Annotated in this window: 14 protein-coding genes and 6 tRNA genes; 15 read left to right on the forward strand and 5 right to left on the reverse strand. The window is 54.9% G+C overall.

The features are described from left to right. Positions 1-13 precede the first annotated feature (13 nt). Positions 14-1405 (forward strand): hypothetical protein, encoded by a 1392-nt coding sequence (locus CVU60_04295; GenBank protein PKN43015.1) that lies wholly within the window; start codon positions 14-16, stop codon positions 1403-1405. Between the two features lie 68 nt (positions 1406-1473). Here the strand turns inward: CVU60_04295 and CVU60_04300 are convergent, their stop codons facing one another. The 4 genes from CVU60_04300 to CVU60_04315 form a co-directional block, all read right to left on the reverse strand. Beyond that, entirely contained in the window at positions 1474-2061 is a 588-nt protein-coding gene (locus CVU60_04300) for a hypothetical protein (GenBank protein PKN43016.1), read from the reverse strand. Positions 2062-2257: 196 nt separating this feature from the next. Next, a tRNA-Phe gene (locus CVU60_04305) sits at positions 2258-2333 on the reverse strand. 190 nt (positions 2334-2523) lie between these two features. Next, positions 2524-2599: transfer RNA gene (locus tag CVU60_04310), tRNA-Phe, on the reverse strand. A gap of 158 nt (positions 2600-2757) precedes the next feature. After that, positions 2758-2834: transfer RNA gene (locus tag CVU60_04315), tRNA-Arg, on the reverse strand. 287 nt (positions 2835-3121) lie between these two features. Here CVU60_04315 and CVU60_04320 point away from each other — a divergent pair. Then, complete coding sequence (locus CVU60_04320) at positions 3122-4423, forward strand: TolC family protein (protein ID PKN43017.1); 1302 nt, start codon at positions 3122-3124, stop codon at positions 4421-4423. A gap of 58 nt (positions 4424-4481) precedes the next feature. Here CVU60_04320 and CVU60_04325 read toward each other — a convergent pair whose 3' ends face one another. Further along, positions 4482-6917 carry an ATP-dependent protease gene (locus CVU60_04325; GenBank protein ID PKN43018.1) on the reverse strand — a complete coding sequence of 812 codons (2436 nt, stop codon included), beginning with the start codon at positions 6915-6917 and terminating at the stop codon, positions 4482-4484. Positions 6918-7189: 272 nt separating this feature from the next. On the opposite strand from CVU60_04325, the gene CVU60_04330 reads away from it, so the two are divergent. From CVU60_04330 to CVU60_04390, 13 genes are all read left to right on the forward strand, one after another. Further along, positions 7190-7453 carry an ATPase F0F1 gene (locus tag CVU60_04330; GenBank protein PKN43019.1) on the forward strand — a complete coding sequence of 88 codons (264 nt, stop codon included), beginning with the start codon at positions 7190-7192 and terminating at the stop codon, positions 7451-7453. Then, positions 7437-7841 carry a hypothetical protein gene (locus tag CVU60_04335; GenBank protein ID PKN43020.1) on the forward strand — a complete coding sequence of 135 codons (405 nt, stop codon included), beginning with the start codon at positions 7437-7439 and terminating at the stop codon, positions 7839-7841. The genes CVU60_04330 and CVU60_04335 overlap by 17 nt, the downstream gene beginning before the upstream one ends. 2 nt (positions 7842-7843) lie before the next feature. Next, a complete protein-coding gene (atpB, locus tag CVU60_04340; GenBank protein ID PKN43021.1) occupies positions 7844-8548 on the forward strand; it encodes an ATP synthase F0 subunit A in 705 nt (234 codons plus the stop codon). A gap of 60 nt (positions 8549-8608) precedes the next feature. Then, positions 8609-8932, forward strand: a complete 324-nt coding sequence (atpE, locus tag CVU60_04345; GenBank protein PKN43022.1) for an ATP synthase F0 subunit C — start codon at positions 8609-8611, stop codon at positions 8930-8932. 88 nt (positions 8933-9020) lie between these two features. Further along, a complete protein-coding gene (locus tag CVU60_04350) occupies positions 9021-9665 on the forward strand; it encodes a redox-sensing transcriptional repressor Rex (protein PKN43023.1) in 645 nt (214 codons plus the stop codon). 97 nt (positions 9666-9762) lie between these two features. Beyond that, positions 9763-9972: a 50S ribosomal protein L31 gene (locus CVU60_04355; GenBank protein ID PKN43024.1), complete on the forward strand. Its 210-nt coding sequence runs from the start codon at positions 9763-9765 to the stop codon at positions 9970-9972. A 37-nt stretch (positions 9973-10009) separates the two neighbouring features. Further along, positions 10010-11071: a peptide chain release factor 1 gene (locus CVU60_04360; GenBank protein ID PKN43025.1), complete on the forward strand. Its 1062-nt coding sequence runs from the start codon at positions 10010-10012 to the stop codon at positions 11069-11071. Positions 11072-11095: 24 nt separating this feature from the next. Beyond that, entirely contained in the window at positions 11096-11938 is an 843-nt protein-coding gene (gene prmC, locus CVU60_04365; protein ID PKN43026.1) for a peptide chain release factor N(5)-glutamine methyltransferase, read from the forward strand. A gap of 124 nt (positions 11939-12062) precedes the next feature. Further along, entirely contained in the window at positions 12063-12986 is a 924-nt protein-coding gene (locus CVU60_04370; protein PKN43027.1) for a UDP-3-O-[3-hydroxymyristoyl] N-acetylglucosamine deacetylase, read from the forward strand. A 90-nt stretch (positions 12987-13076) separates the two neighbouring features. Then, positions 13077-13152: transfer RNA gene (locus tag CVU60_04375), tRNA-Thr, on the forward strand. Between the two features lie 6 nt (positions 13153-13158). Then, a tRNA-Tyr gene (locus tag CVU60_04380) sits at positions 13159-13244 on the forward strand. Between the two features lie 65 nt (positions 13245-13309). Further along, a tRNA-Gly gene (locus CVU60_04385) sits at positions 13310-13385 on the forward strand. 105 nt (positions 13386-13490) lie between these two features. Next, positions 13491-13589: hypothetical protein (locus tag CVU60_04390; GenBank protein PKN43038.1), on the forward strand; the 99-nt coding region annotated here is incomplete at its 3' end.

The raw sequence follows: 13589 nt of genomic DNA on the forward strand, positions 1-13589 counted from the left end.
CACAGGAAATCACATGCCTTTCGTTTCGTCTTGCCCCGAGTTGGGTTTCGATATTCGAGCCCTGGAGTCCCTTTTTGCCGAGCGCATGCCGCGTCTTGCGCACATGCGTGATGCCGCGTCTTTTGCCCAGGATCTGGCGGGCAGTTTCTCCTTGCCGGCGGAGCATGCGCACATGCTGATCCGGTCGGCGTTGCTGCATGACATCGGATACGCTTCGGCGCTGCGCCGTTTCAATTACCATGCCTTGGACGGGGCGTTGTTTCTGGAGGAAAAAGGAGAGCATCCCTGGGTGGTGGAGGGGGTGCTGCGGCACTCGCAGGCTGACAGGAAGGGTTACGGGCTCCCCGTCGTGAGTGACCACTATGCCAGCCGGCCGCCGCTGGCGGAAGCTGACTGGCTGGTGCGGGCCGTGACCGTGGCCGATTGGCGCGCTGCGGGCGTGGGCAAGCGGGTCTCCTTTGCCCGACGTTTCGAGGATATCGCGACGCGCAACCCGGACAAGCCCGAAAAGGTTCGGCTGGCCGCGATCATGGTCAACGAAGTGCGTGACAGCTTTTTGGAGTGGGCGCGGGACATGGCCACGGAAGCCCGCCCCCTGCCTTGGGTCTTCTGCGATGTGGACAACACGCTCATTCGTCCCGGAGATGGTCTCTCAGCCTCGAACAAGGCGGCGGTCAAGGCCTACGTGGCGTCAGGCGGAGCCTTTTCCCTGGCCACGGGCAAGCACCCGCTCAGCATCTCCCCGCTGGTGACGGAGCTGGGGCTGGACACCACGCAGGTGGCGGGCAACGGATCGTGCCTGCTGGACAGGAACGGGATAACAGTGCTGGACGAACTCAAAGACGCGGCGGAATCGTTGCGAACCGCCCTTGAGAGCAGAGGTCTGCCCATTGCCGTGTATCGTCCGCAGGGCATCGAGACGGGAGGGCTGTGGCCGGTATCCCTGGACGAGGTTTTTGATCGCTACGGGGAAATCCGGCCCAAGCGGACGCGCTTGCCGGGCGCGGCGCTGAAGATTCTGTGCATTGTGGACGGCGATGACCTTCGACGCGAGGAAGAACTGCGCCTTCTGGCTTCGGAACTTGGCGTGGATTGCTGTCGCAGCGACCGGCATTTTCTGGAATTTTTGCCCAAGCAGGGGAACAAGGGGCAGGCCGCCCGGACAGTCATGGAAGAGGCCCGGTGGCCGGTACTGCATTCCCTGGCCGTGGGCGATACGGAAAATGACGAGCCGCTTTTTGCCCTTTGTGGAGCTTGCGCCGCGGTGGCCAACGCCGGGGAGTGGGCGCGGCGGGGCGCGGACTGGACCATCGGGCAGTGCACGGACAGCGGGGTGGGAGGATTTTTGGACCGGCTGCGTGTCGGCCTGGGTTGGGCCGGGTTGCGTTCAGGCATGACCTTCTGAAGAAGTCGGGAAAGACCTGTCGGGCCATGCGGCTTTCTGCCGCCGAGGAGCACTTTGCGTTCGGGAAGTCATTGCTGGGGCGGGGCGGGGTCGTCGATCCCATCCCGCCCTTCGACGTCGGCGTTGCGGATGGTTGTGATGATCTGTTGCAGCTGCCCTGCGCTGATCAGGTGCTGGGAATGGAGCCAGTGGAATTTGCGGATCTCTTCTTCGGGATCGTTGGCGAAGTTGATGTTGCCGTACCATTCGAGCAGTTGCTTTTTTCTGCGCTCGCGCAGTGTCTCCATGATACGGTCGTACTGCTTGTCGTGGAGCAGGGCGACTTCTCCGGCGTCGGAACTGAGCGATGTCAGCTCGATCTTGGTCAGGACATGGAGGAGGAAGCACGTGAGCCCCGGGAAGAGGAAGATGATCCCGAGATAGTCGCCGTGAGCCATTGCGTATCCAGCCTGTGCCAGCCCCCATGCCGAGAGGAGAATCCCGCCGTTGAAAAGTGTCGCGTTCCGTTCGGTGGTGCGTTGCGGGTCCATGCCGATGGAGCCGTAGGGCAGCTGGAAGGAGTGCGAGCCGTAAGCGTCGGCCCTGGTGTAGGTCAGGGTGTCGGGTTCGAACTTGAACGTGAATGTGTGTGAAAATCGTCGCTGGGTGATGAGCATGGGCGGAACTCTCCTGATTCAAGACCGGTGCATCCGCAAGGGTTAGGTGTTCCGGGGCGGTTTCGTCAAGAATTGTGGCGGCGCGTGGACCGGCCTTTTGGGTCTGAATGCAGGCGGCGGAGGATTTGGTGCGCAGGCGGAAAGTTTGTTACCTGCGGAAAAGAAAAAAGGCCGCGTGATGCGACCTTTGATTTCATGGTGCCGGGGGACAGAGTTGAACTGCCGACACGGGGATTTTCAGTCCCCTGCTCTACCGACTGAGCTACCCCGGCTCAACGGAAGACCGTTACTATGGAAATCGGCCTGCTTTGGCAAGCTAAAAAAAAGAGATTTTTTAAAAACATGTGGTCTGCATGGACGGCCGTTGCGTAACCACGTGTCGTTGGCAAATTCAGGAGGCGGCGAAGGCCCTGGGCAAGAACGGCACAAAAAAAAGGCCGCTTGGTGCGACCTTTGATTTCATGGTGCCGGGGGACAGAGTTGAACTGCCGACACGGGGATTTTCAGTCCCCTGCTCTACCGACTGAGCTACCCCGGCAACGTGTGGTGAGAGGTGCTTTTATGCAAAGGGCGCTACGAAGGCAAGAGGGAATTTTGCACTTTCCGAATTTCCTTCATTTTGTTCGAACCAAGCTCAGGTAGCCAAGACGCTACCATGAAAGTCGGCTCTGAGCCCTGCACCGCAACCCTGCGTGTTGGCCCGCCCTGCATGATTCGAACATGCGACCAACGGATTCGAAGTCCGCTACTCTATCCAGCTGAGCTAAGGGCGGATTGGAGATTAATGGTGGTGCTTGTCGGGGCCGTGTTCCTTGTTCAGGGAATAGACGATCAGGCCGACGCAGCAAAGGCCCAAGGCAAGGATGAGTCCAGAAAACATAGGATGCCTCCTCTTGATTATGATCTAGTTCTAAAACATAGGCGAGATCTTTCTTGACTTCAAGTGCTTTTCTTCACAAGTCGAATGCGGAGTACGACGGAGGTGGCGTTTTGAAGCAGGGGAGAGTATGTAGCCCTGATCGCCGGGAAAACTTTTCAAACAACCGGTTTCGGAGTGATTATGAAAATATTGAATTGCGTTCTGAGCATGATCTTCCTCTTTTCCTTGTCCGCCTGGGGCGCGGAAACGTTGACGATGAGGGAGGCCGTCGAGATCGGGCTCAAGTCCAATCCATCCATACTGGGCGCACGCGAGGCGCTTTTTGCCTCGGACTATGCCGTCAAGTCGGCCAAGGCCGCTTTTGGGCCGTCTCTGAGCACGCAGTATGGCTATACACGGCTCGACGAGCGTCCGCAGTCATTCGGGATCAACGCAGGCACGCTGGACAATTGGGAGCTGGCCTTCAATGTGCACCAGCCACTATTTACGGGTTTCAACCTGCTGACGACTCATGAAAAGGCCATCTTGCAGAAGGAGCAGGTCACATCGCAGATCGATAATGTCGAGTTACGATTGATCGTTGCCATTCAGGACTCGTTCCTGTTTTTGCTGCAGGCGCGGGAGAATGTCCGTTCCGCCGAGGATTCACTTGTCAGGCTGCGGTCGCAGCTGAAGGTGAACACCGCGTTCTACGAGGTCGGCCTGCGTCCCAAGCTCGACATGCTGCAGGCCGAGGTGGACGTGGCCACGGCCGAGCAGTTGCTGCTGACCGCAAAAAACAACGAGGCGACCTTGAACGCCCAGTTGAACACGCTGCTCGGCAAGAGCGTGGAGGAGGATGTGGAGTATGTCGGAGAGTTGCGGTATTTTCCCATGCCTTTGACCCTTGAAGAATGCCTGGAGCGCGCGGGCCGGCATCGACCGGATCTGCGTATTGCCCGTCAGGCGGTCATGCTGGCCGAAAAAGACAAGGTGCTGGCGGCGGTGCCTTATTATCCGCAGGTGGCTGCCGACTTCAATTACATTCGCCAAGGGGAGGAGCCTCTGGTGCAAGGGGGGGATTACCATACGCCCAGCCAGTGGAACGCGCAGGTCGGAATGAAGTGGACTTTTTTCGAATGGGGAAAGACCTATTACGGGGAAAAGCAGGCGGAGAAGAATGTGAGCCGCTTAAGTCAGGAGTATGTGAATCTTGAGAATGACGCTTCGTTCGAGGTCAAAAAAAGTTTTTTGCAGATTCAGGCCGCCGAAAAGCGCATCTCTGCCGCCAGGCAGGGCCTGATCGCCGCCAAGGAGAGCTACCGCATGGCCGTGGCCAGGTATGAGGCTCAGGTGGGCACAAATACTGATGTGCTTGACGCTCAATCCAAGCAGACGCTCAGCGAAGCCAGTCTGCATGTGGCGATGTCTGATTATGAGCGGTCCGTGGCCGCGCTTTACGGGGCCATGGGTCAAAGAAATCCTGAACTTTTGCCGCAGTGAAAACTGGCTGGTTCGTTTTTAAGGCTTGAAGTCCAATACCGCAAAAGCCGGGTCCCTTTCAGGATCCGGCTTTTTTTATGCTTTTTCTTCTGGGCATGGAGCATTTCTTTTCCGCAAGAACAGCCAACTCGGTCAGCCTCTCGTCCACGGCCGCATAGATGGAATTTTGCGAAAAACGACCGTCTTTCAATCGTTCTCCAGCCCTTTTGCCGGTCAGGAACTCCATGGCCTCCTCAATGGTGCTCACGGGATGAATGTGGAACTGTCCGTCCTTTATGGCCTGCAGCACATTGTCCCTGAGTACCAGGTGCACGATGTTGTCCCGGGGCAACAGTACGCCCTGCTGGCCGGTGAGGCCGCGTCGCCTGCAAACCTCGAAAAAGCCCTCCACCTTGTGCGTGACTCCGCCGACGGCCATGATGGCCCCCGACTGGGAGATGGCCCCGGTGAAGGCCAGATCGAGCCGGATCGGCACGTTTGAAAGGGCGGAGAGAAGGGCGGCGAGTTCCGCGCCGGACGCCGAATCCCCATCGACCTGGGCGTAGCTTTGCTCGAAGCAGAGGCTGCCGGTCAGAACGAGCGGCTTGTTGCGGGCGAACAGGTTCACGAAATAACTTTTGAGGATCATCATGCCCTTTGTATGGATCGGGCCGCCGAGTTCGGCTTCGCGCTCCAGGTCCATGATGCCGCCATGTCCCACGCCCACCGTACAGGATATCTGGTGCGGCAGACCCATGACGTAATCCCCGACCTGGGTCACGGACAGGCCGTTGGCCACGCCCACGCCCTGGCCCTGGGTGCGGACCTTGATGGATCTGCGATCGTATTCGCGCAGGAATTCCTCCTGGTACAGATTGGTCCTGTATTCGCGTTCTTCCAGCGCCTGTTTTACGATGACGGCGTCAATAGCCCGTTTGTCCTGGGTGATGGCCAGGGCATTGGACTCGATCATGATCTCCCGCAAATGCGAAAAGTGCAGGGACAGGCGTTCCCGATCTTCAGCCATGCGGGTGGAGTAGTTCACCAGTTCTGCGAAGGCGTCCTTTGTGAATCCGCGCAGGCCGGTTTCGCGACCGGCGCGGTCCAGGGCCTGGGCATATCCGGTAATGGATTCGGGATTGCGTTCAACGGTGTCCTGGATATGTGCCTTGAGCTTGAATATCTTTCGGAACCGTTCGTCATGCATGTAGAGCAATTCGTATGTCTCATCATCGCCGATGAGCAGAACCTTTAGGGAAAGCGGGATCGGGTCTGGACTGATGGTGCGGGTGCGCAGCAGGTCGTAATGATCCGTGGGATCGTCCAAGCTCGACTGTTTGGTGCGCAGGCAGCGCAGCAGGCCTTCCCATGCGGCGGGGTGGTTCAGCAGGTCGTCAACGCGCAGGATGAGGAATCCGCCATTGGCGCGATGTATCGCCCCGGCCTTGATCAGGGAGAAATCGGTGTAGTAGGTGCCCCATTCCGTTTCACGCTCCACGCATCCGAGGAGGTTGAAAAAGCCGGGGTTGATTTCCTTGACCACGGGTGCGCCGTTGACTTCGGAATTGTCCACAAAGAGGTTGACGTCGTAGCGCTGAAAAAAGGAGTCTGACAGTCCTTCGCCCTGTTGCTCCGGGCCGGTGCGGGGTTCGCGTTCCTGTCGGCCCTGATAGTGCGTCAGGTTTTCGAGGATGTCTTCCTTGAACGATTCGAAATATTTTTTGAGAGCCTTGTTTTCAGCGAATTTCTTGTGGATGGGCATAAGCAGACGGTCCACGAGGCTTGCCGCATGCTCTTGCGCCAACTGAACTTCCTTGGCCCGAAATTCCTGCTCGCTTTTGTTGACCAGTCGTGAAAGGTCCGCGATGGTATTCAGCACGGCACTGCTTTGATCCTTGAGGACTTTCTTCTGGGAGGATTCAAGACGCTCGAATTCTTCAGAGCTGAGGACCTTGCCGTCCACCAGGGGCGTCAGTGAAACCGCGCCGGTATCGTCGATGTTCAGGCTGAATCCTTTCTTCTGGGCGGCTTCATCCATCCTGTCCATCAGATCGTCCCGCACCAGGGCCAGCTTGGTGAAGAGCTTGTTCTGGAGGCGAAGATAGCTGGCCTGCTCGAAATGGCGCGGCAGATCGCGGCGAAGACGCTTTACGATGCGCTGCAGGTTTTCCTTGAGAACTTTTCCCTGGCCGGGCGTCATGCTGACCAGGAGCGGCTTGTCGGGATTGTCGAAGTTGTTCAGGTAGACGAGGTCTGGAGGCGTCGTTCCTGCCTCGGCCCGGGGGAGAAGAAAGTTTTCGACCAGGTATGTCCGCCCAAGTCCAGGTTCTCCGGCGACGTAAACATTATATTCCATGCCGGGTATGGAGAGGCCCATTTCAAGGGCCTTGCGAGCCCGTGGCTGGAACAGGCAAACGGCGTTGGTGTTTTCGCGGATATCGTTGCTGCGCAGGATCTTGCGCGGATCCGGCTCGATCTTGAGTTGGCGGGCTTTGAGTTCAGGGATGTTTTTCATTGATTCTCGTGCTGCCGGCATTTATGCCGGGCTTGTTGATTTCGAGTCAGGGCATAGTGCGAATAGGTCCTGCTGGCAAGCTGGCCGATCCCGGCACGATTGAGTCGGAGGAATGCTCAATTCGCGCGCGGAGCATAGGCGGAGGGGCTTTAAAATTCATCAGGCGAAAAACTTTGGTTGACGCGAAGTTGGGGGGTGTGGTAGCCCCGACTTCGATTTGTGATTTATTGCACGAACGATCTGGGACAGTAAAAACCCATCGAGACGAACACATGCTCTTTAACAGGAAAAATTCCAAACATTTCGAATCGCTGGGTATTGCTTCGGTGATGGGGCTTCAGCTGGTGTCCGGGGTGATCGTGGGCTTTGCCATGGGTTACTACCTCGACAAATTTTTCGAAACAAAGCCTTGGTTGACGCTGATTTTTTTGGTGTTTGGCATCATCGCCGGATACAGAAACATGTTTCGAGAAATGCAGCGGATCCAAAAAAAAGAAGCGGAAGCCGATGCTCGCAACAATGCAGAAGAAGATTGAGCGCGTTCTTTACGCCCGGGGATTTCATGTCCCGGAAGTGCGGAAGATGGCGTTACGGCAGGTATATTTTCTGCTGGGAGTGCTGCCGGCGCTGGCGTTTGGCTGGAAGGGGGTTGACCTGGCTACCGGAGTTCTGCTGGGAACGCTCAACTTTCTGGCGCTGGCCAAGTTGATTCAGGAATTGGTCTATTTGCAAAAAAGTGCGGTGGTTGTTCAGATTTTCAGTTTTTACGGACGCCTGCTGATAACGGCACTGGCTTTTTATGTGCTGATCGCCCATCTGGGTTCTTCTGGCGTCTGGTTACTGATGGGTTTTTCCACTGTGCTGATCAATATTTTGCTTTGGGGAATGTCACAATTTTTGGGGAAAACTTCTAAGGAGGCGTAAGAATGGCGGGGAATTTACATCCAATTTTCTTAGTAGAGGAAGCAGTAAAAGCCATTGGTCTCGTGGACGCTCATGGTCACAGCTTGATACCGGGCCAAGTCCTCCACGCGTGGGTGGTCATGGGCGTGCTCATAACGCTTGGCATATTGGCCACGAAAAAACTGTCCCTTGTTCCTAAAGGGTTGCAGAATTTTTTTGAACTGCTCATCGAATCACTTGAGAATTTTGTCGTTGCCAACATGGGCGAAGACGGTCGAAAGGTTTTCCCGGTACTTGCGACCCTTTTCATCTTCATCCTGTTCAGTAACTACGAAGGGCTGGTGCCCGGTCTGGACGCTCCGACTGCGAACATCAACACCACTCTGGCCATGGCCGTGTTCGTGTTTGTGTACTACCAGTACTGGGGCTTCAAGCTGCATGGATTTCACTACGTCCATCATTTTACCGGCCCGGTGCCGTGGCTTGCTCCGCTTATCTTCCCCATTGAAGTAATCGGGCATTTCGCGCGCATGCTTTCACTTTCTTTGCGTCTTTTCGGAAATATCAAGGGCGAGGAAATCGTACTGGTTCTGCTGTTCATGCTGGCCCCGGTCGTCTCCACCGTTCCGATTTACTTCCTGTTCATGTTGCTGAAAGTCATCCAGGCTTTGGTCTTCTTCATGCTCTCCATGCTCTATCTGAAGGGCGCATTCGAAGAAGCGCATTAATTTGGGGGAAATGGTCTTTTCGACCACTAATCATTATACGTTTTAGGAGGTTTTTGAATCATGCGTAAAGGTTTTCTGTCCGTACTGGCCACTGTCGCCCTGGTAGCTGTCGCTTCTTCCGCTTTTGCCGCTGACGCTGCTCCCGAAGTCATCTCCACCATCGCTTGGGCTGCTTCCTTGGGAATGGCCATCGCCGCTGCTGGTTGTGGCATCGCTCAGGGTCTTGCCGTTAAGGCTGCTTGCGAAGGCACTGCCCGCAACCCCGAAGCTTCCGGCAAAATCACTGTGACCATGCTGATCGGTCTTGCACTGATCGAATCTCTGGCCATCTACGCTCTGGTTGTTAACCTGATCCTGCTGTTCGCCAACCCCTTCGTTGGCTAACTCTGATCGAAGAAGGGGGGAGGCCCTGCCTCCCCCCTTTTTTTGGCTATTTTATAAATAGCTCACAAAGTTATTGTTTGGAGTCATTTTGAAAAGCGCCCACATACCTCGCGCCACGATTCAGCGACTGGCTGTCTACGTACAAGTTCTGGAGACCCTCCTTCAAGAGGGCGATTCCGTCATATCTTCCGACGGTCTGGCCCGTGCTTGTGGCGTAAACCCTTCGCAGATTCGAAAGGATTTGGCTTATTTTGGTGAATTCGGCGTGCGCGGCGTTGGATACTATGTTCAGGATTTACTGACCGCCATCAAACAGTCTCTGGGCATCGACCGGACATGGAATGTCGCACTGGTCGGGGTCGGCAACCTGGGGCGGGCATTGCTCCGGCACGGTATTTTCAGGCGACGGGGATTTATTCTCGTGGGTGCCTTTGATTGCGATCCGTTCAAGATCGGCGAGGAAGTCGCCGGGTTGGAGGTCGTCTGTTCGCGCCGGCTTAAAGAGAAAGTCAGCGAACTCGAGATTGAAATAGGAATCATCACCACACCTCCCGAGCGCGCCCAGCGTGCAGCCAACTACCTGATTGAAGCTGGCGTGCGGGGCATCGTGAATTTTGCGCCAGCCAGAATTTCGGTTCCGGAAAATGTTGCCGTAGAATACGTGGATTTCATGCACCATATTTTTTCCGTAGCCTTCAATATTTCGATCAATCAAGCCAAGGGTCTTTCCTAACTCCCTTTTTTCCAAAATCAGGTTGCGTGAATTTCGACTTGCCATTCGTCTCCGAGTGGTTTAGTTGTCCTCTCTCTTTTGAAACTGGAGGTTTCCCATGAAGAAAGATTTGCATCCCAAAGTTTATGAAACCGCAGTACGTTGTGCCTGCGGATACGAGTTCGCCACCAAGTCCACTGTCGGTGCGGAACTCAATGTTGAAATCTGTTCACATTGCCACCCCTTTTTCACGGGTGAGCAGCGTTTTATCGACTCGGCCGGTCGTATCGACAGGTTCAGAAAGAAATACGCCAGCCTGGCAAAATAATTGTTGAAATTCAGCCGACGTCGAGCACAGCATACAAATGGTCGATAAATTAGAGAGTCTTGCGGCGAAATACCGCGAACTTGAGCGCGAAATGAGCACTCCTGAGATTTTTCAGGATCAGGAGCGCTATCGGAAAATCGCCAAGAAGCATGCTGAGCTTGACGAAATCGTAAAGGCTTTTGAGCTTTATAAGACATTGCTTCGCGAGATGGCTGAAAATCAGGAATTCGCCAAGGACCCAGATCCCGAACTTTGCGAGATGGCCCAGGCTGAGATCGTCATTCTGAAAGCCAGGATCGCAGAGCAGGAGCGTTTGCTAAAGCAGCTTTTGACTCCCAAGGATCCCTTGGATGAGAAGAACATCATCCTTGAGATCCGTGCGGGCACCGGCGGCGAAGAGGCGGCTCTGTTTGTGGCAGACATCTTCAGGATGTATTCACGGTACGCTGAGTTGCATTCCTGGCGAGTGGAAGTTTTGAGCAGCAGTGACACGGGAACTGGCGGTTTCAAGGAAATTATTGCGTCGGTGTCCGGGACCAATGTCTACAGCAAGCTCAAGTTTGAATCGGGTGCGCATCGGGTGCAGCGTGTTCCGGCAACGGAAAGTCAGGGACGCATTCACACGTCCGCCATTACGGTCGCGATCCTGCCGGAAGCGGAAGAGGTGGATGTGAAGATCGACCCGAACGATATTCGGGTAGACGTGTTTCGCTCTTCCGGTCCGGGTGGACAGTCAGTCAATACGACAGACTCGGCGATCCGTATCACCCATCTCGCAACGGGCCTGGTTGTCATTTGTCAGGACGAGAAGTCGCAGCACAAGAATAAGGCCAAGGCACTTAAGGTGCTGCGCTCCCGTCTTCTTCAGGCCGCCCAGGATGAAACGAAAAAAGCTTACGACGACAACCGCAAGTCACAGGTGGGCTCCGGGGATCGATCGGAACGCATCCGGACCTACAATTATCCGCAGGGGCGCGTGACCGACCATCGCATCAATCTTACGCTTTATAATCTTGATCAGGCCATGGAAGGGCATATTGATGATATCATCGATGGACTGGTTCAGCATTACCAAGCAGAAGCCATGAAAGAAAGCTGAGGAAACTCAGCTTTTTTTTTGCCTATGCACACCCGCAAATCAATACTCGATCACTGGGAAAAATTGTTGCTGCAAAGCGGTATCGATTCGCCCCGCCTGTCTGCGCAGGTTCTGCTTGCGAGCGTCCTTGGGATCTCCAGGCTCGACATGCTCCTCGAGGGGGGAGTTCCTGTTGACGAGTCCTGTCGTTTGCGGATGAACGAACTCGGCAGTCGTCGAATGGAAGGCGAGCCTGTGGCCTATATCGTGGGTGAAAAGGAGTTCTATGGGTTTGCCTTTCAGGTCGGCCCCGAGGTGCTCATCCCCCGGCCTGAGACAGAGCTTATTCTCGACCGCCTGGTTGAATCACATAATCGGAATGCATGTCTGAGCGTTGTGGATATCGGGACCGGAAGCGGGGCGCTGGCCGTTTCGTGCGCCAAGCTATTTCCCAATTTTCGACTGGTTGCGGTAGACATATCTCCTGGCGCGCTGATGGTCGCCCGCAAGAATGCGAAGCTTCACGGCGTTGAGGACAGGATTTTGTTTCTCCAGGGCGATTTGCTCGAATCATTGCGCAGTGACTCGTTTGATATTGTTCTCGCGAATCTACCCTATGTGCCCCTGGCCACCCGGGAAGCACTGAGTCGAGAAGTGTTGTTTCACGAACCTCAAATCGCTCTTTTTGCCGGACCTGACGGGCTGGACTGTTATCGTGCGCTGGCCAGGTCGCTCCGTGGTGGAATGAAGGATGGTGCGTTGCTCCTGTGCGAAATTGATCACAGTCAGGGGGCGGCCATGGTGGAGTTGTTCAAAAGAATAGCCAAGGATGTCCGAATAATGAAGGATTACGCAGGTCTTGACCGGGTTGTGGTTGTTGTTTTTTAGCACTAGGGGTGTTGTTTGAAGGGAACTTTTTCAAGAGTTGCTGCGCGCTAATCGTATTTAATAGAATAATTATAGGTTGTTGGTGATGCGTCGTTAGTGGCATGAAGTTTGATAATGGGTGGTCATGAAACAGACTACACTACGAAAAGAAGTTCGATGCTCCGGTGTCGGTTTGCATAGTGGCCAGAAGGTTGAAATGGTTCTCAAGCCCGCACCTGCTGATACGGGAGTCATTTTTTCGCTGTTGACCAAGAACGGCCGGCAGGTAGTGGTGCCGGAACCGGGACGGGTAGTAGGTACCGGCCTGGCTACGACATTGGGTACCGAGAGGGCCAAGGTTTCGACTGTTGAGCATCTTCTTGCCGCTCTGGTCGGCCTCGAAATAGACAACGTGCTTGTCGAAGTCGACGGAGAGGAAATCCCCATTCTCGACGGCAGCGCTTCCGTATATGTGTATCTGATCAATTCTGCCGGTATCCGGGTTCTCGATCGTCCGCGCGAAGTCGCCAAGATCAAGCGCTCCCTGGTGTTCGAGCAGGATGGGAAGCGCGTTGTGGCAAAGCCCTACAACGGCTTGAAGATCGACTACCGCATCAGTTTTCCGCATCCGCAGATCGGCACACAGCATTTTTGTTTCGAGTCGACTCCACTTAATTTCTCCCACCGCATCGCCCGGGCCAGAACATTTGGCTTCATGAAAGATGTGGAGTGGTTGCAGAAGAATGGTCTGGCCCTTGGCGGTTCACTTGAAAATGCAGTTGTCTTTGACGACTACGGAGTGGTAAACCCGGAAGGTTTGCGTTTTGCGGACGAAATGGTGCGCCACAAGATTCTCGATTTCATGGGCGATATCGCAGTCGGAAGTCATCGTCTGTGGGGGCACTTTGAGGTCTCCTGTTCCGGTCATGACTTCAACAACAGATTTATGCGGTATCTATTCGACAACCATTCGGAATTCCTCGAGTTTGTAGCTCTCGAAGATGCTGCAAGCGTTGCCAAATGCCCCGATCCCGTGCTTGCGCCAGTCGGGGTGCCTGCCTGGGCTTGAGCCGAAAGCGTCGCAAGGCGCTTTTTTTAATTTCATGAAAAAAATGCTTGCCTTTGAGATTGAATGCTCATAATGACTTCGTTCTCACGGGCTGGCGTAGCTCAACTGGTAGAGCAGCTGATTTGTAATCAGCAGGTTGCGGGTTCAAGTCCCATCGCCAGCTCCAGGTGATGGAGGGGTTCCCGAGTGGCCAAAGGGAACAGACTGTAAATCTGTCGGCGTACGCCTTCGGAGGTTCAAATCCTCCCCCCTCCACCAAGAAGAAGCCGTGAAAACCAGTAGGAGACAGAGATCATGCTGTCGCCTGACTACTGAGATGAAATGCGGGAGTAGCTCAATGGCTAGAGCATCAGCCTTCCAAGCTGAGGGTTGCGGGTTCGAGTCCCGTTTCCCGCTCCATTTCTCGTCTCACCAGTCTTGCGCCTCCATTTTTTCCTAATCTTGTCTCAAGAAGCACTCACTTATACATATATAGTAATTCGTAATTTTATTAGGGGGTAATGTATGGCCAAGCAAAAATTTGAAAGAAAGAAGCCGCACGTCAATATTGGTACGATTGGTCATATCGACCACGGCAAGACCACGTTGACCGCCGCAATCACC

The sequence above is a fragment of the Deltaproteobacteria bacterium HGW-Deltaproteobacteria-18 genome (genome assembly GCA_002841885.1).
Taxonomy (GTDB): domain Bacteria; phylum Desulfobacterota; class Desulfovibrionia; order Desulfovibrionales; family Desulfomicrobiaceae; genus Desulfomicrobium.

Excerpts from the sequence above, each read along its gene's own strand:
- CVU60_04295 (PKN43015.1), top strand. The coding sequence starts at position 14 with ATGCCTTTCGTTTCGTCTTGCCCCGAGTTGGGTTTCGATATTCGAGCC.
- CVU60_04300 (PKN43016.1), bottom strand. The coding sequence starts at position 2,061 with ATGCTCATCACCCAGCGACGATTTTCACACACATTCACGTTCAAGTTC.
- CVU60_04320 (PKN43017.1), top strand. The coding sequence starts at position 3,122 with ATGAAAATATTGAATTGCGTTCTGAGCATGATCTTCCTCTTTTCCTTG.
- CVU60_04325 (PKN43018.1), bottom strand. The coding sequence starts at position 6,917 with ATGAAAAACATCCCTGAACTCAAAGCCCGCCAACTCAAGATCGAGCCG.
- CVU60_04330 (PKN43019.1), top strand. The coding sequence starts at position 7,190 with ATGCTCTTTAACAGGAAAAATTCCAAACATTTCGAATCGCTGGGTATT.
- CVU60_04335 (PKN43020.1), top strand. The coding sequence starts at position 7,437 with ATGCAGAAGAAGATTGAGCGCGTTCTTTACGCCCGGGGATTTCATGTC.
- atpB (PKN43021.1), top strand. The coding sequence starts at position 7,844 with ATGGCGGGGAATTTACATCCAATTTTCTTAGTAGAGGAAGCAGTAAAA.
- atpE (PKN43022.1), top strand. The coding sequence starts at position 8,609 with ATGCGTAAAGGTTTTCTGTCCGTACTGGCCACTGTCGCCCTGGTAGCT.
- CVU60_04355 (PKN43024.1), top strand. The coding sequence starts at position 9,763 with ATGAAGAAAGATTTGCATCCCAAAGTTTATGAAACCGCAGTACGTTGT.
- CVU60_04360 (PKN43025.1), top strand. The coding sequence starts at position 10,010 with ATGGTCGATAAATTAGAGAGTCTTGCGGCGAAATACCGCGAACTTGAG.
- prmC (PKN43026.1), top strand. The coding sequence starts at position 11,096 with ATGCACACCCGCAAATCAATACTCGATCACTGGGAAAAATTGTTGCTG.
- CVU60_04370 (PKN43027.1), top strand. The coding sequence starts at position 12,063 with ATGAAACAGACTACACTACGAAAAGAAGTTCGATGCTCCGGTGTCGGT.